Consider the following 26,017-nt stretch of genomic DNA (forward strand, 5'->3'; position numbering starts at 1 on the left):
GCCATTGCGTAAACACAACCTCCTGTTGTTAATAGCAGGATTAGCCATTCCCGTTTTGTTGCTTTTACTTAAAGTTGATATGTCTTCGTACACATTGTTTTTATGGCCTACTTGGATTTTTTTGCTGGTTCTAGGAGGGCAGTTTAATGGTGTTGGAGACTATGTTTTTGTTGGAGTAAGCATTTTGCTAAATGGTGGTGTTTATCTTGTTTTCGGTAATATGTTGAGGTTGCTGTATGTCAGGCTTTTTAAAACAAAATCAGTGTAATGTGGCACCTCATAACAATGCGCATCACTCGCTCCCGTTGGTCGCTGGGACGCCAAACCCGCTATCGCGTTTTTGTCGCCCGTGTGCTTTGCGTTAAATTTCACGGAGGTACAGGTGCATCTTCAAAGGACTGTTGGAATACTGCTAGCTAGTTATTCTCTTTACCTTGCCATCCGCTTAATTACGCAGATTGATATGCTGTGGGTGACGACTGAGGACTTCGCCTATCCAAGTGACCCTTTTTGGTATTTCTTAGGGTTGTTAAGTTTTAATGTGGTAACCATAGCGGCAGTTTTGTCTTTAGGCATTTATCTCGTTCGAAGCTCGGATTTGGCGTTAAAAATTCTGGTGCCTTTATCAGTTTTGTCAGTGTTGTCAGGCGGCATTGTTGGCTTGCTGTTAGTTGTGTCAGTTTTTGTAGTCATTTACTACCAGCGTTGTAAAGTCAGTGAAATTTAACAAGGCCAGTCAGCAACGGCCACTGCGTGGCCTGGACCTCAAACCCGCTGCGCGGCTTTTCGGCCGCTGCTGGCTGCGTTAGGCATTCAAGGAGGAAAGATGCACACTTCAAGTAACAAGTATCTTCTGGCTGCGGCAATATGTTGTTTTGCTGCCGCACTTGCTCATCTGGGCTGTATTGTATTCGGGGGCGATTGGTATCGTTTCTTCGGTGCAGGTGAACAGATGGCCCTGATGGCAGAGCAAGGGCTGTGGTATCCAACAGTTGTAACCTCTGTCATTGTTATAGTGCTTTTGGTTTGGGCGCTTTATGGCCTGTCGGGCGCGGGCGCAATTAAACGTTTACCTCTGACAAAACTAGCGCTAATCCTCATTACTGGTATATTTTTACTTCGGGGCGTTTCCTTCGTCGGGTTAATGCCAATGTTCCCAGAAAACAGTCTGACGTTTTGGTTAATTAGTTCTGGTATCTGTTTGTTTATTGGCGGCTTGTTTGCTTTAGGTTCTTGGCAGCAGTGGTCATTTTTAGGTGCAAAAAATGCCTAACAAAACGCAGCACTCGCTCCCGTTGGTCGCTGGGACGCCAACCCGCTGCGCGGCTCGTCGCCAGTGTGCTATGCGTTAGGCAAAGCAGGAGTAAGTCTTAATCTCGTGACCAAGAAGCGATCCCCACGGAAGAAAAAAGCTTTGCCTCCGGTATCCTTGGGAGGGGTCTGCGTTGAAGAAGGCTTACCTTACCCTATTGTTCATTACCCGAACCACTATGGCGCTTTTTTTGCGTTTTCAGAATCAGAGGAAGCTGAAGCATGCCTTTGTGACTGTAGCCGTTCGGCATTCGAGAACCTTATAGAGCTCAACAAGAATTTTCGTTCTCAACGTAATTCAAACCCTCTCCGTGAAACTGTAGTTGATAGCTTTAATGCCCCAGATGTGTTGGCAAAAATCAGTTTAGAAGTTGGCGGGGATATCAGCTGCCAAAACTTTCGCTTCAAGCCAAAGCTATGCCACAGATGCAACTTAACACCGCCCACGCAGAGGTTCTGTCATGAGATGTACGGCGGGCAGTTTAAACAAAGCTTTGGGTGGTACATTCAACAAACCTATTTACGCCTCGGTATCAGCACGACCAGCCTGGAGTATTTGGAAGATATATGTCCACCGGAATACAAAGAGCTCATTCACGAAATTGAGCAAGCGCAGATAAAGTACCAGGTGGAGCATTCTCGAATAAATGAGATTGTATACGGCCCTGACCGCGAAGACATTGCTAGCGATGAAGTAACATATTGGCATAATGTCAGAAAAGAAGAAGCTGAGCCGCTATTGAAACTGAGAAGAGAGCATCAGAGACTTAGAACAAAGCTGAAGAACAATGTTGAAAATATTGTTCGCCAAGAGTTTGGCTTTAAAAAAATCGGCGAAGGCTGGGTGAGTGAAACTCTACTGTATCAAATCATTGCACGCATTTTTCCTGATCTCGAAATTAGTAGGCACCACAGGCCAGACTGGCTTGAAGGGCTAGAACTTGATATCTACATCCCAAGTCTAAAATTAGGTATCGAATATCAGGGCCAGCAACATTACCAGCCCATATCAATTTGGGGCGGAAAAGGCGCTTTAATCGCATTGCAAGAGCGCGATGAAAGGAAAAGAAAACTATGCAAGGCGCTAGAAATTTCCCTGATGGAGGTGGACTTTACCGAGCCACTCACTAACGAACACATAAGAAATCGCCTCAATGAGCTTAAAATTTTGTAGCATAACCAAGAAATTGCCTAACAAACACAGGCACGGCGACGGTTACTGCATTGCGGCTTCGCCTCCATTCTGTAACCGCGCGTGCTGTTGGCGTTATGTTTTTTAGTAATGAGCGATATTAATGTTGAAAAAAGACATTCTTCTAAATGGAGTTGTGGTGGGTTCTTATGAAGCAACCGGCAATACCTTAGAGGATCTGAAAGCTGCTGAAAAAATACTTAAAGATAAAGGTCTTCATGCAGAGGCTACGGTTAATGACGCGATTTATTACCAAGCTAATTCATTCGCGATAATTGCTAAAGAAATTTACGAAAAGGATCTAAGAAAATCACCTTTCAAAGGAAGTAGTGTTTCTCCATTTGTCGTAAATGCAACATTTAGCATCGAACTTTATTTAAAAGCCATACATGATGCCTATGGTAAGATTAGAGGGCATAATTTGTTGGCCCTTTACAAAGGGATGCCAAAAAAAGGAAAAGACTTCTTTTTGACTTCAGCGTCTGTTGTTCGCGGTTTTTACAATTTGCATGAAGGTGAAGATATTCTTACTTGCTTAGACTCACTAAGTCAGGCGTTCGAGAAGTGGCGTTATGTTTGGGAAAATAATGGAATTGGTACGGAAATTCAGTCAATTCGATACACAATGCATGTTGCTCATGAAGCATGTTGTAGAGTAAGAGATAGTATAAAAACATAACAAACCGCGTCATTCAGGGCCTTCGGCCCTTGCGACGCTCACAAGTTCGCGCGCATGCGCGGGGCGTTAGATTTTTAGGAGAATCGTGGATTCATGGAAAAAAAGTATCAAGTGTTCGTCAGCTCCACTTACATTGATCTTTTGGATGAACGTAAAGAGGTTACTCAAGCTCTATTAGAACTTGACTGCATACCTATTGGAATGGAGCTTTTTCCAGCATCCGATGAAGATCAATGGAGTTTCATCAAGTCTGTCATAGATGACTGTGACTACTATTTACTAATTTTAGCTGGGCGCTATGGTTCCTGCTCTGAAAGTGGATTGAGTTACACTGAAATGGAATACCGCTACGCAATAGACACTGGGAAGCCGGTAATTGCTTTCTTGCATCAAGAGCCAGAATTAATTCCTGCAAAGTTTTCTGAATCAGATAAGGAAATGCAAGAAAAGCTTGCAAGCTTCAGATCTCTTGCTCAAAAGAAATTATGTAAGTTTTGGAAAACGCCCACTGAGTTATCAGCTGTAGTAGGAAGAAGTATTGTTCAGCTTAAAAAAAGATCTCCTGCTATTGGCTGGGTAAAAGCGGATCTTGTCCCAGACGAAGGAGCATCGCAGGAGATATTGAAGTTAAAAAACGAAATCGAAAAACTTAAGGCCGAACTTTCTAAGCAATCAAATACTGGAGTTGACCCAAGCGACTTAGCTCAGGGAGAGGAAATATTTTCATTTCCATATACCGCAAAAGCGAAACATGGTTGGAATGATTATGTTGAAGTGCAGCTAAGAACTGAAATATCTTGGAACTCTTTATTTGCTTCATTAGCGCCTTCGATGGCGAATGAGTCAGATGAACGTAATCTGCAAAGTAAACTTAACCAAACCATATCAAAATTAGAAGAAAAAGTTATCAGCAAACAAAAAAATTTCTCTGGTTATGAATCGTACGCGGTAGTAGAGAGCGATATTTTAGAAACGATAATTGTGCAATTTCGAGCTTTAGGATTAATACAAAAAAGCACAAAAAATAGAAGTGTCAAAGATAAACATACATACTGGAGTCTAACCGAGAAGGGGGATTCACTTTTAGTTGGCCTCCGAGCAATAAAAAAAATCTAACAAGCAAAGGCAGCCGACGCGTACCGCGCAGCTGCTTTGGGCGTTATGTGACTCTCAGCATCAAGCTGATCTTTAAAAAAGGGTATCTAAATGGATTTATATTTTAATAGTTTGAACTCAGGCCAAGTAATGGCGTTTGGCTTTATGTGGAATATATTGCCAATTATAGGTGCCATCTTAGTTCATCTTGCTTTCAGTGCTGCAGTATTTAACGACGCCAACAAATTACAAAGAGAGCATGGATCTCTAGCATTTGTAAATTCTTGGTTGTGGTCTTTGGCTGTTTTAGTTGGTGGTGTATTTGTTGCTTTAGCTTATTGGGTTATGCACCATTCAACAATTGCTAAACATTAAATGTCACATAACAAATTACTAAATTGCGTTCCGGCCACAAAAAGCATGGCCTCCACGGGACTGCCTACGCTGCGCTACGGCAGCCCATTAGTAACGCGTTATGCAACTTTACGGTAAAAAGCGTGAACAAGATCAAAGAGCAGCTGTTGGCAACGGATCTGGCTGATTGGCGGAAGAAGGGCATATTTACAGTTGTTATTTTATTAAGTGTTTTTCCCTTCTTTATTACGTACAAGACATCTCTGCCAGACTTAGAGGATAATTTGTGGCAGTTGCGTCACTTCGTGGGTATCGCAGCTATACAGGCTGTAGCTCAAATTTCGCTTGCATGGTATATCCTGAAAAACAAGGTGCCCAATTACGTAATAGGTAGTTTCATCATTATCGCAATGTTTTTTCAGGTCACATATGGGATATCGGTCATTTTTGTGTCCAATGCATAACAAACGGCTGCACCGGACAAATTTCCGCTGTCATCTTTTGTGCAAAGGGCCGCACAAAAGCCGCCATCAAAAATTTGCTCGGTGAGCCGGGCGTTATACATTTCACAGAGGCTCATATGAACATTCAATTTAAGTGGTCAAATGCAAACTACCTTGAGGCGGGTAAACAAGCTGAGTTTGAAGAAGCAGTTAGAGACGATATAAATTTGGAATCTGATGATAGAGCAAAGCCATGTCATGCAGGAGACTTGCTTGTTGAGCTTGGTGTTGCAGGTCCATTGTTGAATAAAGTGGTTGGTAACGTTAAATGTAGTTGTGGAACCAGCTATTTAATTATTGACGGTACAGTAAACCAAAATATTAGTTATAGCAGAGTTTGACACCGCATGTATAACAAGCGCCATCAAAAACGCGCCCGTTGGTCGCTCGACTCGCAACAAGTTGCTCGCGTTTGTGGCGGGCGTTATGCATTTTGAGGTAATCACATAGTGATTCGGGCAATTAAAAGTCAGTTAAACTTAAAACCTCATTTCTACGCTGAATCAGCGAGAGTCGGCGGTTTCGGTTGCATACTGGGTGGAGTATTAGCGTTTTACCTTTTCCAATATATTTCATCGTTCTTTGGTATAGCCACTGATATTCCTATCCGGCAGTATGATCAAACGATAGTTATGTTTATGTTCGCAAGCTGCCTTTTAACGCTTATTTTCTGTTTGTACATATTTTGTGTTTTATCAGCTTTTATTTACTACGGAATTAAGTGCCAAAAAGGACTCATTAGTAAAGACGAATTTATAAATATCGCTTTTAAAGGTATTTACCCAAAGCGCTGGCAGAAAGGCTACCGAGAAAATGCATAACAAACGCCATCAAAACGCCGCTTTGCGGCTCGACTCGCAACAAGTTGCTCGCGTTTGTGGCGGGCGTTAGCACTAATACAGGGAGTTAAGATGACTACCAAGAAAATGGTTGATTATGCAGCACTTTTACATTTCATATTTTATGGTGTTGTGTTTATTGTCGAGTTACTGAGCAAAAGTACTATACCAGCCAACTATATTCAGTTTGTTATTGTTGCTCTGGGGTTAGGTTTTGTTGCACTAACTAAAGACAGAAGCCATCTCGTTAATTGTTTAGCCTTTTCAGCCATAGTAAGCAGCTTTCTTTTGTATATGGCATCCCTTTTAGGCGCGGTAATAACTGATGACATCTTTATGGTATTTACTGGCTATTTCGTCATTTGTTGGTGCGTTGCGCTAGTTAATGCCATTCGGGTGAAGGTGTTTAATTCCCGTGCTAACAATCAAATATTATCGCCAGCAAAAAGCGCTGGCTGCGACGTCAACCCGCTGCGCGGCTTTCCGAGCTAAATTTGGGCGTTAGGCTTTGGAGAAGACATTGAGATCGTACTCAAAAACAGTCGTCATCGTAATTTGGATTATTGCAACACTACAGTTTGCATATGCTAAAGATAAGGAATATAAAGCTTTATCGGATTTTAGGGTTGCAGTTGGAGAGATCTTTCCATTAAACAGCCTTGAGGATCCAAACAGCAAAGCACTTCTTGCAGATAGAATTCTCGGCAAGGCCGTTCTTATCAATTTCTACACGCAGTATTGCCCTCCATGTATCAGAGAGGTTCCGAAGCTAAACCAAGTAATGGAGAATCGTAATGACATTAACGTGCTAGCGATTACACCTGATAACCATGATGAGGCTGCGAGGTATGTGAAACGTTACGGTCTTAAATGGCCTGTCGCATCTAATGCAAATGAGCTTTTGTCCGAGCAGTTAAACGTTGATGCGTATCCGGCGTTTGCGCTTCTAGATTCAAAAGGTCGGCTGTTGGCGACTGTGTATGCTAACCAACTCGGCGGCGAAGACGGGCATGCTACGGTAGAAGGTATCGAAGCTTGGCTCAACTTTCACGTCGGTACGGCTTCTGAGTGAGCGCAGACATGCCTAACAAACAAATTTTATCGCCAGCAAAAAGCGCTGGCTGCGACGTCAACCCGCTGCGCGGCTTTCCGCGCTAAATTTGGGCGTTATATAGCCTAAGAAACTTATGAGAAATCTACTAATTGGGTTAACAACTGTCCTTGCCTGGGTGCCATCAACTTTGCTGGTTGTACTCGCATGCTTCGCTTTAATTGGCGCGGTAGGTAGCATTTTTGATTTACCTATTACATTTAGCCTTAAATGGATTTTGACTTCACTATTTGGGATTGCTGGCTATATTGCTTTAACTTCGGTAAGTTGGGGTTTAAAGCTTAATCATAAGACACGGTTGGTATTTCTTATTTTAGGCTTCTTGGCTCTGGGATTTACCTATTGGTCAGGTGTTAAATTCGACGGTGAAATGTTTAAACTTGGTAGTGGCTGGTTTGAGGTTTATTTGTTTTTATGCCCAGCTTTATTTTTACTAATTCATATAGTTTTGCACCTGCTTTGGTTACGCAAGGCTATATAAAAAATTGCTTAATTTCGTTCCGGCCTCAAAAAAACGTGGCCTCCACTGGACTGCCTACGCTGCGCTGCGGCAGCCAATTAGCAAAGCGTTAGGAGACTAGAGCGGTGGTTACATTTGAACCGGCTAAGGATTTAGCAAAAGTAGCACATTTTACTCTGTCGAATATGCGAACATACTATGAACAATATTCTGTAGATTGGGATGAAGAACAGATTGAGAAAATGACGCAAGAGCTTGTGAATTATGACATTTTGGTTCAGGGAATACTTGTTGGTGTCATGAGGTTGTCTTTCGATACAGAAGAATGCTGGTTACGTGATTTGCAAGTTGATCAGAGTTATCAGAATCAAGGTATTGGCTCAATCGCTCTTGCAGAGGCGGAGCGACTCGCGAGAGAGCACTGTGCTGGAACTTTAAAGCTTAGAGTGTTTAAAAACAGCCCTGCTGTTCATTTGTATAAGCGGCAAGGGTTCGGTTTAACGAGTGAAGACGAGCGGTTTTACTACATGAGCCGTACCGTCTCCTAACAAGCAAATTTTATCGCCAGCAAAAAGCGCTGGCTGCGACGTCAACCCGCTGCGCGGCTTTCCGCGCTAAATTTGGGCGTTAGGCATTAGGAGTATAAATTCATGACTCTGTATTTAAGTATTGCGGCAATTATATTTGCATTTGTGTCGGCGGTATTTTGGTTTTTATCTTCGAGGGTTAATTTCCGTTTTGGTTTTGATATGGATAAAGAGTTAAGCAATGCCATGAAAAGGGCATCTAAGCTTAATGCATGGGCTGCTGTATTTACGGCGCTGGCAGTCATAAGCCAAGCTCTTTCTATGATTATAGATATTTGCAATAAAATGTGATTGCACCAAATGCCTAACAATCGCCATCAAAAACGCGCCCGTTGGGCGCTCGACTCGCAACACGTTGCTCGCGTTTGTGGCGGGCGTTATATTTTTTAAGGATAGTTAAGTGGTAAAGGTCGCCATTATTTTTCACTCGGCATCAGGTACAACAAAAAAACTTGCTGAAGCAGTAGCTTCGGGCATTCGTTCTGTCTCTGAGGTTGATGTTGTTTTTGCTGAAATTGTGGGTACGGATATTGTTGATGGACGTTTTAAAAACTTAGCCCTGATAGAGCAACTTAACAATGTCGATGCAATGGTTTTCGGTTCACCTACATTTATGGGTTGTGTATCGGCACAATTCAAAGCTTTTGCTGATGCAACGGGTGATCTTTGGGCTGAGAAAGCTTGGTCTAATAAAATTGCTAGTGGTTTTACCATTGGCTCAAATCTGAATGGTGATCAGTTAAACACCATTCAATACATGCAAATTTTCGCAAACCAACATGGCATGTTATGGGCAAGTTTAGATATACCAGGTAATTGTGATGCGGAAGGGCGTAACAGGCTTGGCGCTCAATCTGGCTTAATTGCACACTCCGCAGATGGCGAACTAAATACAATCGATGTAGTAACAGCAAAGTATCTAGGGCAGCGTGTTGCTAACGTAGCCAAGAGATTTGCAGCATAAAAAATATAACAATCCGCGTCATTCAGGGCCTTCGGCCCTTGCGACGCTCACAAGTTCGCGCGCATGCGCGGGGCGTTATATGCCTAAAGGAAAACGTAGCGTGAAGAATATCGCTTTAATAATATCAATACTTGCGGCTGCAAGCTGCGCCTCAAATTCAGTATCGCGCAAACCCGGTGATGCCCTATTAATTGGGGAAAATAGTTCAACCTTGAAAGTCATGATTCGAACCATTGATGATGGAGAGATATTGTGGGTTGGGAATTACACTCTAGGTACAAGGGCTGTCGTTGCTCCCGGCGAGCACAAAGTTAACGTCATGTGCGAATTTAAATTTTCTTGGGGTATCAAAATGGTTCCAGGAAACATTCAGATTAATGCGCAATCGAGCACTGATTATAAAATTACAGGTCGCTTATCAAGTGATGAAAAGTCCTGCAACCTATCAGCGAGCATATAACAAATCGGTCAGCCGGACCCAAAACCGCGCGTGCTATGGCGCATGCGCTCCGCGCATTTTATGCGCCCTATCGCCCGCGGCTTTGGCCCGGCTACCTCAGCGTTAGCTTTCGCCGGAGTCCAAACATGGTTTCCAAAGAAGAAATTACAGAGTTCTTAAAAACGGAGTTTCCTCAAACAAAGTGTACGGTCGAGGAGATCGGTTCGCGTGGCGCTACGGTTAGGCATCGTATCGGTTTTGAAGAACTCCGTCCTGGCGGTACGGTCTCCGGTCCCGTATTGATGGCAGTTGCCGATGTGGCACTCTACGTAGCTATCCTGGGTGAAATAGGTTTGGTGCCGCTTGCGGTAACGACCAGTCTCAACATTAATTTCCTGCGTAAGCCGTCTTCCGATCGGGATATTATCGGGCGTTGCTCATTATTAAAGATAGGAAAGAGCCTTGTGGTCGGAGAGGTATTTTTATATTCGGAAGGTCTTGCTGAACCGGTGGCGCACGTTGTTGCTACTTATTCGGTACCGGTATCAAAAAGCTAACAAGTAAAGGCAGCGGAAAACCAAAAGCTCCGCTACACTTTTGTTTTCCGCTGCTTTAAGCGTTATGTGCCTTGATGGAGCCAATCGATAGATGTATCGTAATACCAAATCGCTATCGTTGGGTGTCGCTATGACTGCAGTAACAGTTTCTCCGAAATATCAGATTGTAATTCCTAAAGAAATTCGAGAATCCATGGGGATAGTGCCTGGGCAAAAAGTTCAGATCATGTCCTATCAAGGTAGAATAGAGGTAATCCCTCTGAAACCGATGAAAGAAATGAAAGGCTTTCTTAAGGGCATAGATACCACTGTTGTCAGGGAAGAAGACCGGATATGAATGTCGTCGACTCGTCAGCGTGGTTGTCATACTTCGCTGGTGACGCTAATGCAGCCGTTTTTTCCAAGCCAATCGAACAATTGTCTGAATTGCTGATACCAAGTATCACGATCACAGAAGTCTTCAAGAATGTGCTGCGCCAACGTGGTGAAGAAGCTGCTCTGATTGTCACAGCTCATATGAAACAAGGCAAGGTCATCCCTCTGGATTCAGAGCTTGCAATGGATGCTGCCAAATTTGGGCTGATTCATAAACTACCTCTAGCTGATAGCATCATCTTTGCCACAGCTTAAAAGTACACCGCTGTTCTCTGGACTCAGGATAATGATTTCGATGGATTAGAGAATGTCAGATATATTTCAAAGAAAAGCACATAATAATCTCATGCAGTTCGCGCCTTCGGCTGCCGGCCTGGCGCAAGTCGGGCTTTTCTTTTCGGTAAATTTATGGTTAAGTAAAAAGGCAAGACCAAGATACAAACTTGTCGGAGTGCATTAGGGCGATATTGCCCTGAAGCTGAGACCGCATTGCGGGATCCGTTGAACCTGATCAGGCTAATACCTGCGAAGGGAACAAGTAGTGATTATGTACCAGCTGACCAGCTACGAATACCGAGGCTTACAAATCTCTATTCTGAGTTGTGTTATCTGATAAGTAAGGCAAGAGCTGCTGAATAGCAGTTTGATTTTGCTGTTGCTGACATTTAATCCTATCCAACACTCCTGACAAGCATTTTCCCTTAACTTTTTGGTGAGATTGCTATGTCAACCACAGAATTATTTACCCCAGAATCACAAACAGCCCCAACTCAGGCGACATCTAAGCTTGTTGAGTCCAGCATATCGTCACGTCGGGCACAGCGCCAGGCAGCACGCGATTTTATTGCCCAGCTGCAAGGCGAGGCCTATCCCAATTCGAAGCGTCTTTATTTACCGGGCAGCCGGCCAGATATTCAGGTGGCAATGCGCCAGGTTATGCTGGCTGATACGGTGGTTGGTGGCACGCCCGAAGCGCCCATTACTGAGCCGAATGAAGCGGTGCCGGTATATGATACCTCAGGCCCTTATGGCGATCCGGGCGCCAGTATCAATGTTGAAGATGGCTTAGCACCGCTGCGGCTGCCGTGGATTTTAGAGCGGCAGGATACCGAGCAGTTGTCCAGATTAAGCTCACGTTTTAGCCAGCAGCAACAGCTGGAAGCACCAGTGCCGCATCGGTTAAACCGGCAACCTTTGAAAGCCAAGCCGGGTAAAAGGGTTACGCAATTGCATTATGCCCGCGCCGGTATTATCACCCCGGAGATGGAATATATCGCCATTCGCGAGAATATGGGCCGCGATCAGGTTAAAAGTGCCTTGTTAACGCGTCAACATCCGGGGCAGCCCTATGCCGCGGCCTTGCCTGCGCAAATCACAGCGGAGTTTGTCCGCGCCGAAGTGGCCGCTGGCAGGGCCATTATTCCGGCCAATATTAACCACCCTGAAGCCGAACCAATGATTATCGGCTGCAACTTTCTGGTAAAAGTGAACGCCAATATCGGTAACTCGGCAGTGACCTCCAGTATCGAGGAAGAGGTGGAAAAGCTGGTGTGGGCCACGCGCTGGGGCGCCGATACGGTGATGGATCTGTCTACCGGGCGCGATATTCATCAAACCCGCAGCTGGATCATCCGCAATAGCCCGGTACCTATTGGCACAGTGCCAATTTATCAGGCGCTGGAAAAAGTCAAAGGCGTGGCCGAAGATCTGACCTGGCCTATTTTTCGCGATACCTTGTTAGAGCAAGCCGAACAGGGCGTTGATTACTTTACTATCCATGCCGGGGTGTTATTGGCTTATGTGCCCATGACCGCTAAGCGTCTCACCGGCATTGTATCGCGTGGTGGCTCAATCATGGCTAAGTGGTGCTTAACGCATCAGCGCGAAAATTTCTTATATGAGCATTTTCGGGAAATTTGCGAAATTTGTGCGGCTTATGATGTGTCGCTGTCGTTAGGCGATGGTCTGCGCCCGGGTTCGATTTATGATGCCAATGACCAGGCTCAATTTGCTGAGCTGGCAACCCTGGGAGAGCTGACCAAAATCGCCTGGGAGTACGATGTACAGGTGATGATCGAAGGCCCGGGCCATGTGCCGATGCATCTAATTAAGCAAAATATGGATGAGCAGCTGAAACAGTGCCACGAGGCGCCATTCTACACCCTGGGACCACTGACGACCGATATTGCACCGGGTTATGATCATTTTACATCTGGTATCGGTGCGGCTTTTATCGGTTGGTTTGGTTGCGCCATGCTGTGTTATGTCACACCGAAAGAGCATTTAGGCCTGCCAAATAAAGAAGACGTGAAACAGGGGCTGATTGCCTACAAAATAGCCGCCCATGCTGCGGATCTGGCCAAAGGACATCCGGGTGCACAAATTCGTGATAATGCGATGTCGAAGGCGCGCTTTGAGTTTCGCTGGGAAGATCAGTTTAATCTGGCGCTGGATCCGGCAACTGCCCGTCAGTATCACGATGAAACCTTACCGCAAGCGTCGAATAAGAGCGCACATTTTTGCTCAATGTGTGGCCCGAAGTTCTGCTCAATGAAAATTACTCAGGATGTACGTGATTATGCAGCCACACTCTGAGTTGATGCCGCAGGCAGCTGAGGTGAGGGGCAATAAAACTGAGGCTACCAAAGCGATTGTGTGGTCTATTGCTGGCTCTGACTCGGGTGGCGGTGCCGGTATTCAGGCAGATTTACTGACTATGCGCGCCTTTGGCGTGCATGGCTGTAGCCTTATCACTGCAATCACGGCACAAAGCTCGGTAGCAGTGGCGCGGGTGGAGCTGGTATCTGAACAGATGCTGGCCGCGCAGTGGCAAACGTTACTGGCCGATTTACCGCCAGTCGCCATAAAAATTGGCTTAGTGGCTAGCCGCGCGCAACAGCAGCAGCTCACAACCTTACTCGCCACCTTGCCGACAACGATACCGGTAATAATCGATCCGGTGTTAATTGCCAGCTGCGGTGATACGCTAACGCTAGATTCAGGCTTGGATGCCTTGCCTGAGCTGCCGGAGCTGTATCGCTTTGCCAGTTTGCTGACGCCCAACCTGCCGGAATTAGCCGCTTTAACCGGCTTAGCGGTAACAACCCCTGAACAGATCATCACAGCGACAGAGTGCTTGCTGAAAAAAGGGGTGCGAGCGGTATTGGTAAAAGGCGGTCATGCCAGTGGTTGTAAACAGCTGGCGCTGGATTATCTGGCATCGACTAGGCAGCAATACTGGTTAGCCAGCCCCAGAATTGATACCGAACACAATCACGGTACAGGATGTAGTTTAGCGAGTGCTATTGCCAGTGGTCTGGCGCTAGGTTATCCGTTAGATGATGCCGTTGTTCTAGCCAAAGCCTATCTTAACCGCGGTTTAAGTGCGGCCTATGCCACGGGGCAGGGAGCAGGCACTTTAAGTCACTTGCCATTGCCTGTTGCCGCCGAACATTTTCCGCTTTGGCTTAATACGGCACAGGTGCAGGCGCTCTATCAGGGCGCGACTTTGGCAGATTTACAGCCATCATCTGCCGCTTTTTCGCCTTTAGCGCAAGCGGAAATGGGGCTGTACCCGGTGGTTGATTCGGTAGCCTGGTTAAAGCGGTTATTACCGCTTGGGATTAACACCATCCAGCTGCGGATTAAAACGGCTCATCAGCAATTGCTTAGCGCTGAAATTGCAGCAGCCATTGCGCTAGGTAAGCAGTATCAAGCACAAGTGTTTATTAACGATCATTGGCAATTGGCCTTACAGCTTGGTGCCTATGGCGTGCATTTGGGGCAAGAAGATTTAGCGACAGCCGATCTTGCTGCTTTACAGCAAGCCGGTATTCGCTTGGGGGTTTCGAGCCATGGCTTTGCTGAGTTGCTTCGCGCCAAAGCGCTGCAGCCGTCTTATATTGCGCTTGGGCATATTTTTCCAACTAAAACCAAGCAAATGCCCTCGCAGCCACAAGGTGTGGCCAGACTGGCGCAGTATGTACCCTTGGTAGCACCTTATCCAACGGTAGCGATTGGCGGCATTAATGCTGAGCGTTTAGCGGCGGTGGCGGCTACCGGGGTAAAGAGTATTGCGGTGGTAACAGCCATTACCGAAGCAGCCGATCCTGAACAGGCAACCCTGCTGCTGATGGCGTGTCTGGCGCAAGCTAAAAGTGGTATGCAAGCTCAGCAAGTGATGCCTGCGTCAGCCTTGACGGTAAGCAAAGCGCCGGCCGATGTAAAAGATGAGGTAGACGCCTATGTCTGAACTAACGCCAGCCCAGCAGTTGCGCTATAGCGCCCAACTGCTGCTGCCTGAAATGGATGAGAGCCAGCAATTGCGATTGTTGCATAGCAAGGTGTTGATTATTGGTTTAGGCGGTTTAGGCTGCGTGGTCGCGTCCTATTTAGCCGGAGCTGGCGTGGGGCATTTACTGCTGGCCGATGATGATCGCGTTAGCTTAAGCAATTTACCCCGGCAATTACTCTATAGCAGTGCCGAGGTTGGCCAGTTAAAGGTCGATGCGGCCAAAGCGCGGTTACAGGCGCAAAACCCGGAGCTGGTCATTACACCTCTGGCAGCGCGTTTAACCTTGCCTGATCTGCTGGTGCTGTTACCTGGGGTTAATCTGGTGCTGGATTCTACTGATAACGCCAGCAGTCGCTTAGCGATTAATCAGGCCTGTTATTTACGGCAGGTACCGCTGATTAGCGGCGCGGCCAGTGGCTGGCAAGGGCAGCTATTAGCGCTTAAGCCTTGGCTGGGGCAGGGCTGCTATCAGTGCTTATACCCCGATTGGCAGGATAGCCCCAGCTGTTTACAAAGCGGCATCTTGGGGCCATTAGTTGGCATGGTGGCCTGCCAGCAAGCGCTACTGGCGCTTAAACACCTCTTGCAAATAGGCGATGTGTCCTTTGGCCGCTTGCACTGTTTTGATGGTCTGCACGGCCAGAGTAGTCAGTTAAAGCTGCAACAGGATCCGGCATGTCCGATCTGTGCTGCCAGCGACAGCTAACCTTTTTCGCCCTAATTCGATTAAAGAGAGCAAACACGATGCTGATTTATTTTAATCAACAACCTATTGCATTAACGCAACCTTGCACGGTGGCAGAGTTTTTGGCCGGTCAACAACAACTACGCCCCGGTATCGCGCTTGCCATTAACCAGCAAGTGATCCCGCGTAGTTGCTGGGATACTCAGCCGCTGAGCGATGGCGATACGATTATGCTGTTTACTGCCATAGCTGGAGGGTAAATATGGCCTATCAAATAGCAGGACACACTTTTCAATCACGTTTACTAACCGGCACCGGTAAATTTCAAAGTGCTGGTTTAATGCAGCAAAGTTTAGCAGCCAGTGGCACCGAGCTGGTCACCATGGCGCTTAGGCGGGTCGATTTGATGACACGTCAGGATGAAATTTTACCGGTGCTTAGCGCACTGGGCGTTAAGCTACTGCCAAATACCTCTGGTGCTCGCACCGCCGAAGAAGCAGTGTTTGTGGCTGAGCTGGCGCGTGAAGCACTGCAAACGCACTGGCTAAAATTAGAAATTCACCCTGATCCGCGCTATTTATTGCCCGATCCCATTGAAACGCTTAAAGCCGCTGAATTGTTGGTGGCCAAAGGCTTTGTGGTGTTGCCGTATTGCGGCGCCGATCCGGTGCTGTGTAAACGTTTAGAAGAAGTCGGCTGCGCAGCGGTGATGCCGCTGGGCGCGCCCATTGGCTCGAATCAGGGCCTGCAAACCCGCGATTTTTTACGCATTATTGTGGAGCAAAGCCGGGTGCCGGTGATAGTTGATGCTGGTATTGGTGCGCCAAGTCATGCCAGCGAGGCGCTGGAGTTAGGCGCTACTGCGGTATTAGTTAATACCGCCATTGCCAGTGCCGCTGATCCTATTGCGATGGCGCAAGCCTTTAAACTGGCGTGCCAGGCCGGGGAGTTAGCCCAGCAAGCTGGTTTAGCTGCCCGTCAGCAGCATGCAGTGGCCAGCAGCCCGTTAACGGCTTTTTTGGAGAGCCTATGATAAGCAATGCCTTAGCCAGTGGGCGCATGGCGAATGATGCGCAAGCGCTGCAGCTTGAGCCCAGCGGTTTTAGTTTGCTGCTGGCCAGGCAAGATAGCCAGCAGTGGCAGCAAAAAATTATGCAGGCCGATACGGCTGCGGTGCAGCGCGCTTTAGCAAAAAAGCGCCGTGATCTGGATGATTTCGCAGCGTTAATTTCACCGGCGGCCGCGCCTTTTTTAGCGCAAATGGCCAGCCAGGCGCAGCTGCTTACCCGCCAGCGTTTTGGCCATGCGCTGCAGTTTTATATTCCGCTGTATTTATCCAACTTATGCGCGAATGATTGCAGTTATTGCGGTTTCTCGATGAGCAATGCGCTAAAAAGGCGCACCCTGACGCTGGCTGAGGTCGAGCAAGAATGTCAGGCCATAAAAGCACAAGGCTTTGCAACGGTATTACTGGTCGCCGGCGAGCATGAAAAAAAAGTCGGGCTCTCGTATTTTAAGCAGGTGCTGCCGGTGGTAAAGCGCTACTTTAGCTATGTACTGCTAGAGGTGCAGCCGCTGGCCAGCCGTGATTATGCTGAGCTTAGGCAGTATGGGCTCGATGGTGTTTTGGTGTATCAGGAAACCTATGATCGCCACGGCTATGCTAAACACCATCTTAAAGGGAAAAAAATGGATTTTGACTGGCGCCTTGCAACACCAGAGCGACTGGGGCAGGCCGGGGTAGATAAAATAGGCCTTGGCGCTTTGCTGGGGTTAGGCGATTGGCGGCTAGACTCGTTATATCTGGCCTTGCACCTGCGTTACTTGCAGCAACATTATTGGCGCAGCCGCTACAGTATGTCGTTTCCACGACTGCGACCCTGCGCGGGTGGCTTGGCCGATCAGGTGCTACAGCAACATCAATCCGATACCCTGATCAGCGATAAACAATTGGTACAACTGATCTGCGCCTGGCGCTTATTTGATCCTGAGCTGGAGCTCAGTTTATCCACCCGGGAATCGGCGCATTTTCGCGATCATGTGGTGCCGCTGGCTATCACCAGTATCAGTGCCGGCTCCCGCACTTCCCCGGGCGCTTATGCCGATGCAACCGCCAGTCTGGAGCAATTTAGCACCGATGATCAGCGTAGTGCCCAGCAAGTTGCGGCCAGCATGGCAAGCCGAGGCCTGCAGCCGGTCTGGAAAGATTGGGAAACCGGACTCTGTCGCAGTTGATGAGCCTTAGACAGCAGCCAGGCGAGCCTGTTGGGTAAGCTGCACCCGCGCTTGCCAGGCCGGAGCGGCCTGTTGCCATTCTTGCTCGTAGGTGAGTTTTTGCGCATGGCCATTTAAGGTTAAGCGGGCTTCCGTATTCTGATCACCGGCACTTGCCTGATGATACAGTGTGATGCTGAAACGGTTATCGTGCTCCAGATTGCGGGCATGTTGGGCAATATCGGAGCAAGAGCAGTAACCGCGTCTAACAAGACAGAAAATCTGGCTTTATGCATGGTTTTTGGGGGTGACAAATCGGAGGAAATCAGCGAGCATGGTTTTAACATTTATGGTGAGCATCCGCGATGTGGGATTGTTGGCGAATGATCAGATCGGGAACCGCCATGAATGTTCCCTAATCGCCTAGATTTTTATTCTAACTACAAAATTTCTGGGGATACCTCAGGCAAGTTATTCGTTAGCGTAGTGTCATAATTGAAAATAGAAGGGCGCTTACACTGCGCGAAAGCAGGTGCGTTCCAAACTACAAAGCTGTTATAAATTTACAAGGAACAGTTATGAAACGTATAGCCATTTCAGTCTTGATCACATTAATATCAGGATGCTCCTCGTACCACAATATAAATAAAGATGGTAGTAATTCACTAGGAGGAGGTTTCTCCGATAAGGAAATCCATGAAGGGCTTTATTATATTGTTTCAAAGACAAACTTCGCCCCGTGGTCTAATCATTCGGCAGCGTACAAAACATTTAATCGTAGAGCTGCTGAGTTATGCAATTCCAAAGCTTATAAAGCTATTGAAATCAGCGAAAGTGAATATGAACATATCCAAACAGCTGGTGCTGCCAAGTATATTATTTCTCAAGTTACAGGCTATATAATTTGTAAACCTGAAGTACTTTCGGAAGCGGAAGCATTGATTTACATTCAAGAAAATTTATAAAAAACAAATTTTATCGCCAGCAAAAAGCGCTGGCTGCGACGTCAACCCGCTGCGCGGCTTTCCGCGCTAAATTTGGGCGTTAATTGAAAGTAGTCTTGTAACAGTTTTAATTGTCAAAATAATTTAGGATTAAATTTATGATGGGTGGAATAAGTATTTGGCATTTATTAGTCTTAATGGTATTGCCATTGATACATGTAATGCTCTCGAGCCGTTCACACGGTGGTGCAAAATTTGGTTGGTCTTTAGCTGTTGTATTTTTTCCGTTGCTTGGATACATCATTTACTTGATAGTGACTCAGCCTGCAAAGACGGTACAACAGAGCTAATGGAATTTAACAAGTCCAGTCAGCAACGCTCCCGTTGGTCGCTGGATCTCAAATCCGGCGAGCGGCTTTTCGGCCCCCGCTGGCGGCGTTAGTGTTTTAAGGAGATTTTTTGAAATTCATTTTGTTATCGATCTTTGTGTTGTCCTTTTCTGTGGTCGCAGAACCGAAGTTTTCAAAGGTTGGGGACTTTAAGCTGGAATATGAAATCGCTGGCAGTGGTGAGTATACAGTCCTGTTGGAAGGTGGTGCTGGTGCTGGTTTATCTGACTGGGATCCTGTCTTCTATAAAATTGCTGAAAAAGCGACAGTTATTCGCTACTCAAGGGTAGGCAATGGCAATTCAACTAAAATAAAGCGTCATTTTACTTCTGACGAGTATGCTCATTATGCCAGCAACCTTTTACTAAATTTAGGGATTACGCAGCCTGTCATTTTAATTGCTCATTCTTATGGCGGTAATGTAGCTCGGGATTTTGCAGTGGCTTACCCTGCTCAAATACAGGCACTACTGATGCTTGACCCGTCTTCAGAGCATGATGTGGATATTATGCGGGCTATTAATTTAGAGCAGGCTAACAAAGAAATTGCGGCGGTAAAGCTTGCCGATATGGAAAATGGTATGTCAAACAACTACTTGGATTTTTGGAGTAAGAGACCTTTACCGAACTACCCACAGATCAAAGACATGCCAGTTACTGTTATTGCCTCGATCCAAAAAAATCCCAATCCTCCGCACTTGCTTGCCAGCGATCAAGGTGTACTCAAGTGGGGTGAGACATGGAAACAATGGGCTGAAGCTTTTCCACAAGGGCGGGCAGTGTTAACAGAGATGAGTGGTCATTTTGTGCAGTTTGACGAGCCTGAATTAGTAATTAGTGAACTTACCCTAATTATTGAGCGGCTTATAAAACACTAACAAGGCGCTAGTGTCGCCACTAACGCGGTTGGGACGGCTTACGCTGCGCTGCAGCCGCCCCAAAACTTTGCATTATTAAGAGGGAACTAATCAATGAGAAATATTCTAATTTTGAACATACTGGTATTTTCTTTACTGTCTTTTTCAGAATTTAGTTATGCAAGTGATGAAAATATTCTTTATAACAAGCATCAAAGTTTTACCGCTGTTATTGAGAATGTAATTGATGTCACTGATAACGGTTTCAGAAGTGTAAATTACATACTGACATGGAATGACAATAAAATTATCGTTCCAAAAAATAACTTGCCAGTACAAAAGAAAAAAGGTGAGACGCTCAAATTTCTAGTGATGTGGCATGAGCTTAAAACAGATGATGGTTCAGTTAAAAATCTTTCTTTTCAAGCTCTTGAGTGAATCATGCATAACAGCAAAATATTGTCGCCAGCAAAAGCGCTGGCTGCGACGTCAACCCGCTGCGCGGCTTTCCGTGCTGAATTTGGGTGTTAGACACTGACCGGAAGCACCGCGGCATAATTAGACCATAAGGGGAGTAAGATGAAACATTTTATAAAAATAGCTCTGTTGCCAATAAGTCTGATTGGTAGTTGTTTTTCATATGCCAATCAAATCTCTGTTGATTTTTTGATAAATGAGCTAAAGATTGCTCATTCTGAATATCTAAATGGATCAATTGATAGCGGTCTTTATGCGCTTGAATCCTTAGCCAGATTACTTGAGTCAGATAAGTCGGCTACATTAATGGCAGAAACTGGGCCAAACAACCTGGCATTTACCTATATAAGAATAGGTGTATTACATGAGAGAGCAGGGAATAAGCGGGACGCTGATACTTATTTCAATAAGGCTTTGAGTTTATATCAAGGCGAAAGAACTGACATAACCCAATTAAAAGAAGCGGTTGTAAAGTTGGATCTCGTGCCGTTATCACTATCGGGTTCGCCCCTTGGACAAGGCAGCTAACAAGTTACTCCACGCCAGTGGACCTCCCCCAATAAAGTAGACGCCTAACATAAGGTAAGGTAGGCAAAACAAGGAGTAAGTGGATGGATCAAATAGCAAATCGAATAATCGCCGTCATTTTAGGTGTTGCACTAGCTTATGCATCAATCGCAATTATTGGCATTGGTGCTGCAGTAGCGATACCCGCTAACCTGCTAAAGTCTGTAGCTCAAGTATCAGGCTTACTTGCATTCACGCTGGTCGACTTATTCACTATCGCAGTGCCGCTGGCGGCGGCATTTTTAGTGGTAGCTTTCGCCTGTAAGTTGGTAATCAGAAAGCCAGATTTTACGTTTTACGCATTGTTGCTCGCGCCTTTAGTACTGTTGCAGCTGTATTTCGTTGTGCAATCACAACCTCAAACGCTCAATAGCTTAATTACAACGCTGTCGCGATATCTATTGTTGGCGGTGTGCTTTTATTTCTTAGTTCGCAGCACTAAGCAGGCAAATACCTAACAAGGCTGGTGAGCAAATGGCCAGCATGGCAGAGCAAGGGCTTTGGTATCCGACAATTTTTACCTCAGTTATCGTGCTGGTACTGTTGGTGTGGGCGCTTTATGGCCTGTCGTGGTAGCCAGCTGGCCGTAGATCATACACCACAAGGACAAACAATTTTGCAACCAACAAGAACCAAGCCAAAACTCCGCTCTATTATCGCCGGCGCACTTACGCTAGTTGCCACCTTAGCGGTATCCGCCAGCGAACCGCTGCCGCCGTGGCAGCAAAAACTTGAACAATCGGCGTTTTCCGGCACCGTATTAATTGCTAAATCCGATACCCTAATCTTTCAGCAAAGCTTTGGCCTGGCCGACCGGGAAAAGCAGCGCGCCTTTGATAATACTACGGTATTTGATATCGGCTCACTCACCAAGCAATTTACCGCGACAGCAGTCATGCAGCTGGTAGAGCAGGGCAAGTTATCACTTACGGCAACTATCGATAACTACCTGGCGGATGTTCCTGCCGACAAACAACAGATCACCATCCATCATTTGTTAAGTAACTCGTCAGGCTTGCCGACTAACCCGCCCAGCATCAGTTTTTACGACGTTATCGATAGCGAGAGTTACACGCGGCAGGTACTGCAGCTGCCATTAGTTGCCGCCCCTGGCGAGCGCTATCACTATTCGAACCTGGGTTATTACTTGCTGGCGCAGCTAATTGAAATGGCATCAGGCCAGAATTGGGAAGCCTATATTCAACAGCACATCCTGTTACCGGCGGGTTTAACAGCAACCGGCTATCGCCTGGCGGATATACCGCAACACAGGTTGGCGATAAATTACGGTGCTGATCCCAACTGGTTACAACGGGCGTTTGGGTTACAAGCCAAGAGCCGCAGTGTGGGTGACTCGTTGCAGCATCTGCGCCAACAACCCGGCAAACGCTGGTTCGAAGGTAGCGGTGGTTTTGTCTCGACCGCGCAAGATATGCAGCGCTGGTATCAGATAATACAGACGGGCCAGATTTTAACCGCCGCCTCCTGGCAGCTGATGTTTACACCGCATATTGCCGAGAATACTGAAAAAGGTTCCTACTATGGCTATGGTTGGGCTATCGACAAGCAGCATGGCTTTAATAGGATTAATCACACCGGCTCAAACGGTTACTCCTATGCAACCTTCGATTACTACCCCGATGTTGGCTTATTTATTTTTACCGCATCGAATGATATCGACAATTATCCCTATCCGCTGCTAACGGAAATTAAGCAGTCGGTGTTAGAAGTAATAACTTCAGGATAGGCCAGTGCAATTAACAGATTTTACTGAAGTTGATTACCCAACCCTGATTAATTGGATCCGCTCAGAGGAGCTCAATTATCTCTGGGGCGGACCGCTTTATCGTTATCCGATAACTTGTCAGCAGATCGCTCAGCACTGCGGCAAGGATGGGATTTACCCTTATCTGTTAACGATAAAAGGTGAGGCTGCGGGTTATGCAGAGCTTTGTCGGGAAAGTGAAAGCCAATACCGGGTTTGCCGGGTCTTTATTGCTGATCGCTATAAGGGCAGGGGCTATGCTAAACAGATGCTACAGTTGTTAGTTGAACTTGCGAAAGACAAATTTGACGCTCAAACATTAACCCTGGCCGTGTTTGAACATAATGTTGTTGCGCTGAATTTATACCGCGCCTTGGGATTTCAAAGTATGGCGGAAGAGCGATGTCGTTTACCCAATAACGAAGTCTGGCCATTGCTGAGAATGGAGAAACGGCTATAACAAAGGTCAAACGATAATGTCTCCAAACGCCGACCAGCAACATATCGTCATCTTCGATGGCGTTTGCTATCTCTGCCAGGGCGCGGTGCGGTTTATTATTAAACGCGATCCACTGGCGCGCTTTGTTTTCGCGCCGCTGCAAAGTGAGCTGGCACAGCAGCTATTGGCCGAATTTCCAGAGCTTAGCGCAGACACCGACTCCGTGCTACTGATTAAACAGCAGCGCTGTTACCTTTATTCTGATGCTGCGCTGGAGATTGCGTGCGATCTTAGCGGCTTCTGGCCTTATTGCAGGGTATTACGCTGGATACCCCGCGCCTGGCGTGATGCAGCATATAAATGGCTGGCGCGCCATCGCTACCGGCTCTTTGGTAGAAGTGAAGTCTGTATGTTGCCAAGTGCGGAATTAAAATCTCGCTTTATTGGACTATAAGCGGCGGTTCAGGTTGAATAATTTATTATCAACGTTGAAGATAAAAGCGGGTTAGTCAGGTATCAACCATCAGGGACGACAATGCTAAAGCTTATCAAGTGGATGCTATTTATTCTGTTTATCACTATTGGCTTGCCCATACTGTTTTTTGTGTTGCTGTTTTACCTGGCTGCCGGCGGCCTTTGTGATAATGAGATCTATGCTGAACTATCTTCACCCGATAATCGCTATAAAGCGGTGATTTTTCAGCGTGATTGCGGTGCCACCAGCGATTTTAGTACCCAAATTTCCATTCTGCCCGCCGCTAACACCCTGGCGAACGAGTCCGGTAATATTTTTGTGCTGAAAGGCCATCCGCAAAGCCATGCCCCTGCGATAAGCTGGCTGTCTAACACCGAACTCTTAATTAACACTCCACTGGATGGTTCAGAAATTAAAGCTGAGTCGCGTTTTGACAGTACCGAGAATATTCGCATTCGCTATGCTGAAATGGCTACTGATTAGAACTTGTCAGGTAAGAGCAAATGTATAGATCCAGATTAGTGTGCGGAAATGTGCTATTCCTGGCCGGGGCTATCCCGGCAATATGGATGTTAAGCCAGCTGGCACCTGATGAGGCAGCCGCTCAGGCCGCGGTAGTGGGCCTGTTTATTTTCGGCATACTGACACCGCTGATGGCGGTTGGTGCGTTGTTTTCAGTATCGGCGGTGTTACAGCTAAATCATGTCGCCAAAATCAGAGCCGCCAGCTTAAATACGCTGTTTGGTGGCGTTTTACTGGCCTTTGGCTGGCTTATTTTTGGCGCTACTGTTACGTTAATCGGCGTTGTAATCTATACCGTGCTCATCGGTATGTAGATAATCAGGGCGTTATGCGCCGTTAAGTTTTCTGCCGGCATTAAAGGAGCAGTATGAAAACCATTAGTTTTGATGACTTTTTGCAGGTAGAGCTACGGGTTGGCCGCATTATCAGTGCCAAGGTTTTTGCACAGGCACGTAAGCCGGCTTATATTCTGGAAGTCGATTTTGGTGAGGCGATTGGGGTGCGTAAGTCGAGTGCGCAAATTACCGCACTGTATCAACCGGACGAGCTTGTCGGCCGGCTGGTCGTGGCGGTAATCAATTTTCCTGCCAAGCAAATTGGCCCGCTGATGTCAGAGTGTCTGGTAACCGGTTTTCATAACGCGGCCGGTGAGGTCGCGCTTTGTGTGCCGGATCAGGCGGTGCCGCTGGGAACCCGTTTACTCTGATGTGTGCTCAGTATCCGTTATAACTGCTGCAGATAGCGTTGTAACGGCTGTAAATCCAACCACAGTTCCTCGCTTTGCGGCGAGACCTTACCGCTTTGCAGCACCGCATAATCCAGTTTGCCTAAGGTGGCTAAGTCACGAAACCCCGGGTTGTGGTGGCCCTCAGGTACAAATTCCAGAATCCTTGTACCCGGCGCACACCAGAGCAAATTCGTCAGGGCTGCGCCATGTGGCGCAATCACGACGGCCGCCTGACTGAACAGTTGCTGCTGTTCGATGACGGACAGCGTCGAGCAGCTGATAATCTCGAACTGATGCTGCTGTAACAGGGCGATAATCTGTGCTTCGTTCTGCAATTTGCGCTTGTTGGCATCGAGCCTGGCAATATATAGCCGGCGCTGTGCGGTTTTTGCCGGTTGAAAGTCGCTAAGCTCACGTAAGGCCCGGTTTAGCCACACTGGCGTACGATAACTGCCTTTGGCACGCAGGGGCAGCACCAGTTCAGCACACTGTAAATGCGAGCTCTGCGATAACGGCACCACCTTAGTTAGCGCGATACCACAGCGCTGCAAGATGTCTTGCTGCCAGCGACAGCCGCTATAGGGCAACAAAAACTGGCTGACTTGCGTTAAATCCAGCCCGGCCTGGCGGGCAAACCAGAGATCGGCCATCACGTCGGCCCAGAAATGGTAGTAATTATTACAATCGTCGTAATAGGCGCCCAGCAGCAGGGTTTTACCGGCCAGATAGTGCGCTTTTACTGCAACGCCGCGCATTCTGCCGCGTAGTAATTTCGTCCAAAAACCTTTGCGCCGGCCATGTGGCAAGGTTAAACCAAAGCGCGACAGGGCATAGATCTGGCGGGCATGCGGATCGGCGCTGGCAAAGTGCTCACCGCGCGGTTTAATGCTAACAATATGGGCACCGCGTGCCTGTAACAAGCCTGCGGCGGTGGGGACTTCGGGTCTGTCCCATTGCAGCTGTCGGTGATCTAAGGTCGGAGTATCCAGAATGCGATCGACGGTAGCGGCCAGCTGTGGCTGCGGAATCCAGCTTAAACTTACCAGGTTAATGCGCTGAGATCGGCGCTGTTGCCGGCGGCATAATGTATTCAGAATGGTTAATAACAACTCCTGGCTCCTTGCCTGAATAGAGAAAAGTTTGTGTTATTTGAACTGCAAAATACGAAATGAGAAAAGCTAACTGCAGTCGCCGGCC

General features: G+C 46.9%; 38 protein-coding genes and 1 riboswitch. Of the genes, 37 read left to right on the forward strand and 1 reads right to left on the reverse strand.

Features of this window, described 5'->3' with window-relative positions; all coding sequences use genetic code 11:
* The first annotated feature begins 4 nt into the window (after nt 1–4).
* The 37 genes from AGRI_RS16470 to AGRI_RS02010 all read left to right on the forward strand — a co-directional run bounded on the left by AGRI_RS16470 (nt 5) and on the right by AGRI_RS02010 (nt 24,799).
* A complete protein-coding gene (locus AGRI_RS16470; RefSeq protein ID WP_156808345.1) occupies nt 5–268 on the forward strand; it encodes a hypothetical protein in 264 nt (87 codons plus the stop codon).
* 114 nt (nt 269–382) lie between these two features.
* Nucleotides 383–727: a hypothetical protein gene (locus AGRI_RS01830; protein ID WP_237713002.1), complete on the forward strand. Its 345-nt coding sequence runs from the start codon at nt 383–385 to the stop codon at nt 725–727.
* A gap of 99 nt (nt 728–826) precedes the next feature.
* On the forward strand, nt 827–1,273 hold the full coding sequence (locus AGRI_RS01835) for a hypothetical protein (RefSeq protein WP_008983316.1): 447 nt from the start codon (nt 827–829) through the stop codon (nt 1,271–1,273).
* A gap of 105 nt (nt 1,274–1,378) precedes the next feature.
* Nucleotides 1,379–2,485 carry a PDDEXK family nuclease gene (locus AGRI_RS01840; protein ID WP_008983317.1) on the forward strand — a complete coding sequence of 369 codons (1,107 nt, stop codon included), beginning with the start codon at nt 1,379–1,381 and terminating at the stop codon, nt 2,483–2,485.
* Nucleotides 2,486–2,606: 121 nt separating this feature from the next.
* Nucleotides 2,607–3,182: a hypothetical protein gene (locus AGRI_RS01845; RefSeq protein WP_008983318.1), complete on the forward strand. Its 576-nt coding sequence runs from the start codon at nt 2,607–2,609 to the stop codon at nt 3,180–3,182.
* 93 nt (nt 3,183–3,275) lie between these two features.
* A complete protein-coding gene (locus AGRI_RS01850; protein ID WP_008983319.1) occupies nt 3,276–4,298 on the forward strand; it encodes a DUF4062 domain-containing protein in 1,023 nt (340 codons plus the stop codon).
* A 90-nt stretch (nt 4,299–4,388) separates the two neighbouring features.
* Complete coding sequence (locus tag AGRI_RS01855; protein WP_008983320.1) at nt 4,389–4,652, forward strand: hypothetical protein; 264 nt, start codon at nt 4,389–4,391, stop codon at nt 4,650–4,652.
* A gap of 122 nt (nt 4,653–4,774) precedes the next feature.
* On the forward strand, nt 4,775–5,095 hold the full coding sequence (locus AGRI_RS01860; protein ID WP_008983321.1) for a hypothetical protein: 321 nt from the start codon (nt 4,775–4,777) through the stop codon (nt 5,093–5,095).
* A 116-nt stretch (nt 5,096–5,211) separates the two neighbouring features.
* Entirely contained in the window at nt 5,212–5,475 is a 264-nt protein-coding gene (locus tag AGRI_RS01865) for a hypothetical protein (protein ID WP_008983322.1), read from the forward strand.
* A 570-nt stretch (nt 5,476–6,045) separates the two neighbouring features.
* Nucleotides 6,046–6,465 (forward strand): hypothetical protein, encoded by a 420-nt coding sequence (locus AGRI_RS01875; RefSeq protein ID WP_008983323.1) that lies wholly within the window; start codon nt 6,046–6,048, stop codon nt 6,463–6,465.
* A gap of 16 nt (nt 6,466–6,481) precedes the next feature.
* Nucleotides 6,482–7,045: a TlpA family protein disulfide reductase gene (locus tag AGRI_RS01880; protein WP_040291175.1), complete on the forward strand. Its 564-nt coding sequence runs from the start codon at nt 6,482–6,484 to the stop codon at nt 7,043–7,045.
* Nucleotides 7,046–7,160: 115 nt separating this feature from the next.
* A complete protein-coding gene (locus AGRI_RS01885; protein WP_008983325.1) occupies nt 7,161–7,565 on the forward strand; it encodes a hypothetical protein in 405 nt (134 codons plus the stop codon).
* A gap of 104 nt (nt 7,566–7,669) precedes the next feature.
* On the forward strand, nt 7,670–8,092 hold the full coding sequence (locus tag AGRI_RS01890) for a GNAT family N-acetyltransferase (protein WP_008983326.1): 423 nt from the start codon (nt 7,670–7,672) through the stop codon (nt 8,090–8,092).
* A 102-nt stretch (nt 8,093–8,194) separates the two neighbouring features.
* A complete protein-coding gene (locus tag AGRI_RS01895; protein WP_008983327.1) occupies nt 8,195–8,422 on the forward strand; it encodes a hypothetical protein in 228 nt (75 codons plus the stop codon).
* 109 nt (nt 8,423–8,531) lie between these two features.
* On the forward strand, nt 8,532–9,095 hold the full coding sequence (locus tag AGRI_RS01900) for a flavodoxin family protein (RefSeq protein ID WP_008983328.1): 564 nt from the start codon (nt 8,532–8,534) through the stop codon (nt 9,093–9,095).
* A gap of 79 nt (nt 9,096–9,174) precedes the next feature.
* Nucleotides 9,175–9,555, forward strand: a complete 381-nt coding sequence (locus AGRI_RS01905; RefSeq protein WP_156808346.1) for a hypothetical protein — start codon at nt 9,175–9,177, stop codon at nt 9,553–9,555.
* 125 nt (nt 9,556–9,680) lie between these two features.
* Nucleotides 9,681–10,091, forward strand: coding sequence for a PaaI family thioesterase (locus AGRI_RS01910; protein WP_008983330.1), 411 nt, complete (start codon nt 9,681–9,683; stop codon nt 10,089–10,091).
* Between the two features lie 91 nt (nt 10,092–10,182).
* Nucleotides 10,183–10,428 carry an AbrB/MazE/SpoVT family DNA-binding domain-containing protein gene (locus AGRI_RS01915; protein WP_008983331.1) on the forward strand — a complete coding sequence of 82 codons (246 nt, stop codon included), beginning with the start codon at nt 10,183–10,185 and terminating at the stop codon, nt 10,426–10,428.
* Complete coding sequence (locus AGRI_RS01920; protein ID WP_008983332.1) at nt 10,425–10,721, forward strand: type II toxin-antitoxin system VapC family toxin; 297 nt, start codon at nt 10,425–10,427, stop codon at nt 10,719–10,721. Before AGRI_RS01915 ends, AGRI_RS01920 begins: the two co-directional genes overlap by 4 nt.
* 182 nt (nt 10,722–10,903) lie before the next feature.
* Nucleotides 10,904–11,017, forward strand: a riboswitch (TPP riboswitch).
* 172 nt (nt 11,018–11,189) lie between these two features.
* Nucleotides 11,190–13,061: a phosphomethylpyrimidine synthase ThiC gene (thiC, locus tag AGRI_RS01925; RefSeq protein WP_008983333.1), complete on the forward strand. Its 1,872-nt coding sequence runs from the start codon at nt 11,190–11,192 to the stop codon at nt 13,059–13,061.
* Complete coding sequence (thiE, locus tag AGRI_RS01930; RefSeq protein ID WP_008983334.1) at nt 13,045–14,718, forward strand: thiamine phosphate synthase; 1,674 nt, start codon at nt 13,045–13,047, stop codon at nt 14,716–14,718. The genes thiC and thiE overlap by 17 nt, the downstream gene beginning before the upstream one ends.
* Nucleotides 14,711–15,466 (forward strand): HesA/MoeB/ThiF family protein, encoded by a 756-nt coding sequence (locus tag AGRI_RS01935; protein WP_008983335.1) that lies wholly within the window; start codon nt 14,711–14,713, stop codon nt 15,464–15,466. The genes thiE and AGRI_RS01935 overlap by 8 nt, the downstream gene beginning before the upstream one ends.
* 38 nt (nt 15,467–15,504) lie before the next feature.
* Entirely contained in the window at nt 15,505–15,705 is a 201-nt protein-coding gene (thiS, locus tag AGRI_RS01940) for a sulfur carrier protein ThiS (protein ID WP_008983336.1), read from the forward strand.
* 2 nt (nt 15,706–15,707) lie between these two features.
* Nucleotides 15,708–16,478: a thiazole synthase gene (locus AGRI_RS01945; protein WP_008983337.1), complete on the forward strand. Its 771-nt coding sequence runs from the start codon at nt 15,708–15,710 to the stop codon at nt 16,476–16,478.
* Complete coding sequence (gene thiH / locus AGRI_RS01950) at nt 16,475–17,680, forward strand: 2-iminoacetate synthase ThiH (RefSeq protein ID WP_008983338.1); 1,206 nt, start codon at nt 16,475–16,477, stop codon at nt 17,678–17,680. Before AGRI_RS01945 ends, thiH begins: the two co-directional genes overlap by 4 nt.
* Before the next feature lie 557 nt (nt 17,681–18,237).
* Nucleotides 18,238–18,624 carry a hypothetical protein gene (locus tag AGRI_RS16475; protein ID WP_141686171.1) on the forward strand — a complete coding sequence of 129 codons (387 nt, stop codon included), beginning with the start codon at nt 18,238–18,240 and terminating at the stop codon, nt 18,622–18,624.
* 176 nt (nt 18,625–18,800) lie between these two features.
* Entirely contained in the window at nt 18,801–18,953 is a 153-nt protein-coding gene (locus AGRI_RS16750) for a PLDc N-terminal domain-containing protein (protein ID WP_420169860.1), read from the forward strand.
* 109 nt (nt 18,954–19,062) lie between these two features.
* Nucleotides 19,063–19,869: an alpha/beta fold hydrolase gene (locus AGRI_RS01965; RefSeq protein WP_008983341.1), complete on the forward strand. Its 807-nt coding sequence runs from the start codon at nt 19,063–19,065 to the stop codon at nt 19,867–19,869.
* A gap of 93 nt (nt 19,870–19,962) precedes the next feature.
* Nucleotides 19,963–20,286 carry a hypothetical protein gene (locus tag AGRI_RS01970; RefSeq protein WP_008983342.1) on the forward strand — a complete coding sequence of 108 codons (324 nt, stop codon included), beginning with the start codon at nt 19,963–19,965 and terminating at the stop codon, nt 20,284–20,286.
* A 141-nt stretch (nt 20,287–20,427) separates the two neighbouring features.
* On the forward strand, nt 20,428–20,853 hold the full coding sequence (locus tag AGRI_RS01975) for a hypothetical protein (protein WP_008983343.1): 426 nt from the start codon (nt 20,428–20,430) through the stop codon (nt 20,851–20,853).
* A gap of 83 nt (nt 20,854–20,936) precedes the next feature.
* Nucleotides 20,937–21,350: a hypothetical protein gene (locus AGRI_RS01980; RefSeq protein ID WP_008983344.1), complete on the forward strand. Its 414-nt coding sequence runs from the start codon at nt 20,937–20,939 to the stop codon at nt 21,348–21,350.
* 158 nt (nt 21,351–21,508) lie between these two features.
* The gene (locus AGRI_RS01985) at nt 21,509–22,639 is read left to right on the forward strand and encodes a serine hydrolase domain-containing protein (protein ID WP_040291244.1); all 1,131 of its coding nucleotides are present in this window, start codon (nt 21,509–21,511) and stop codon (nt 22,637–22,639) included.
* A 4-nt stretch (nt 22,640–22,643) separates the two neighbouring features.
* Complete coding sequence (locus AGRI_RS01990; protein ID WP_008983346.1) at nt 22,644–23,117, forward strand: GNAT family N-acetyltransferase; 474 nt, start codon at nt 22,644–22,646, stop codon at nt 23,115–23,117.
* Nucleotides 23,118–23,133: 16 nt separating this feature from the next.
* Complete coding sequence (locus tag AGRI_RS01995; RefSeq protein ID WP_008983347.1) at nt 23,134–23,550, forward strand: thiol-disulfide oxidoreductase DCC family protein; 417 nt, start codon at nt 23,134–23,136, stop codon at nt 23,548–23,550.
* A gap of 81 nt (nt 23,551–23,631) precedes the next feature.
* On the forward strand, nt 23,632–24,054 hold the full coding sequence (locus AGRI_RS02000) for a DUF5412 family protein (RefSeq protein ID WP_008983348.1): 423 nt from the start codon (nt 23,632–23,634) through the stop codon (nt 24,052–24,054).
* Nucleotides 24,055–24,074: 20 nt separating this feature from the next.
* Nucleotides 24,075–24,407 carry a hypothetical protein gene (locus tag AGRI_RS02005; RefSeq protein WP_162098365.1) on the forward strand — a complete coding sequence of 111 codons (333 nt, stop codon included), beginning with the start codon at nt 24,075–24,077 and terminating at the stop codon, nt 24,405–24,407.
* 53 nt (nt 24,408–24,460) lie between these two features.
* Nucleotides 24,461–24,799, forward strand: coding sequence for a tRNA-binding protein (locus AGRI_RS02010; RefSeq protein WP_008983350.1), 339 nt, complete (start codon nt 24,461–24,463; stop codon nt 24,797–24,799).
* A gap of 17 nt (nt 24,800–24,816) precedes the next feature.
* On the opposite strand, the gene AGRI_RS16150 is transcribed toward AGRI_RS02010, so the two are convergent.
* Nucleotides 24,817–25,929, reverse strand: a complete 1,113-nt coding sequence (locus tag AGRI_RS16150) for a glycosyltransferase family 61 protein (protein WP_008983351.1) — start codon at nt 25,927–25,929, stop codon at nt 24,817–24,819.
* Between the last annotated feature and the right edge of the window lie 88 nt (nt 25,930–26,017).

The sequence above is a fragment of the Alishewanella agri BL06 genome, from assembly GCF_000272005.1.
Taxonomy (GTDB): domain Bacteria; phylum Pseudomonadota; class Gammaproteobacteria; order Enterobacterales; family Alteromonadaceae; genus Alishewanella; species Alishewanella agri.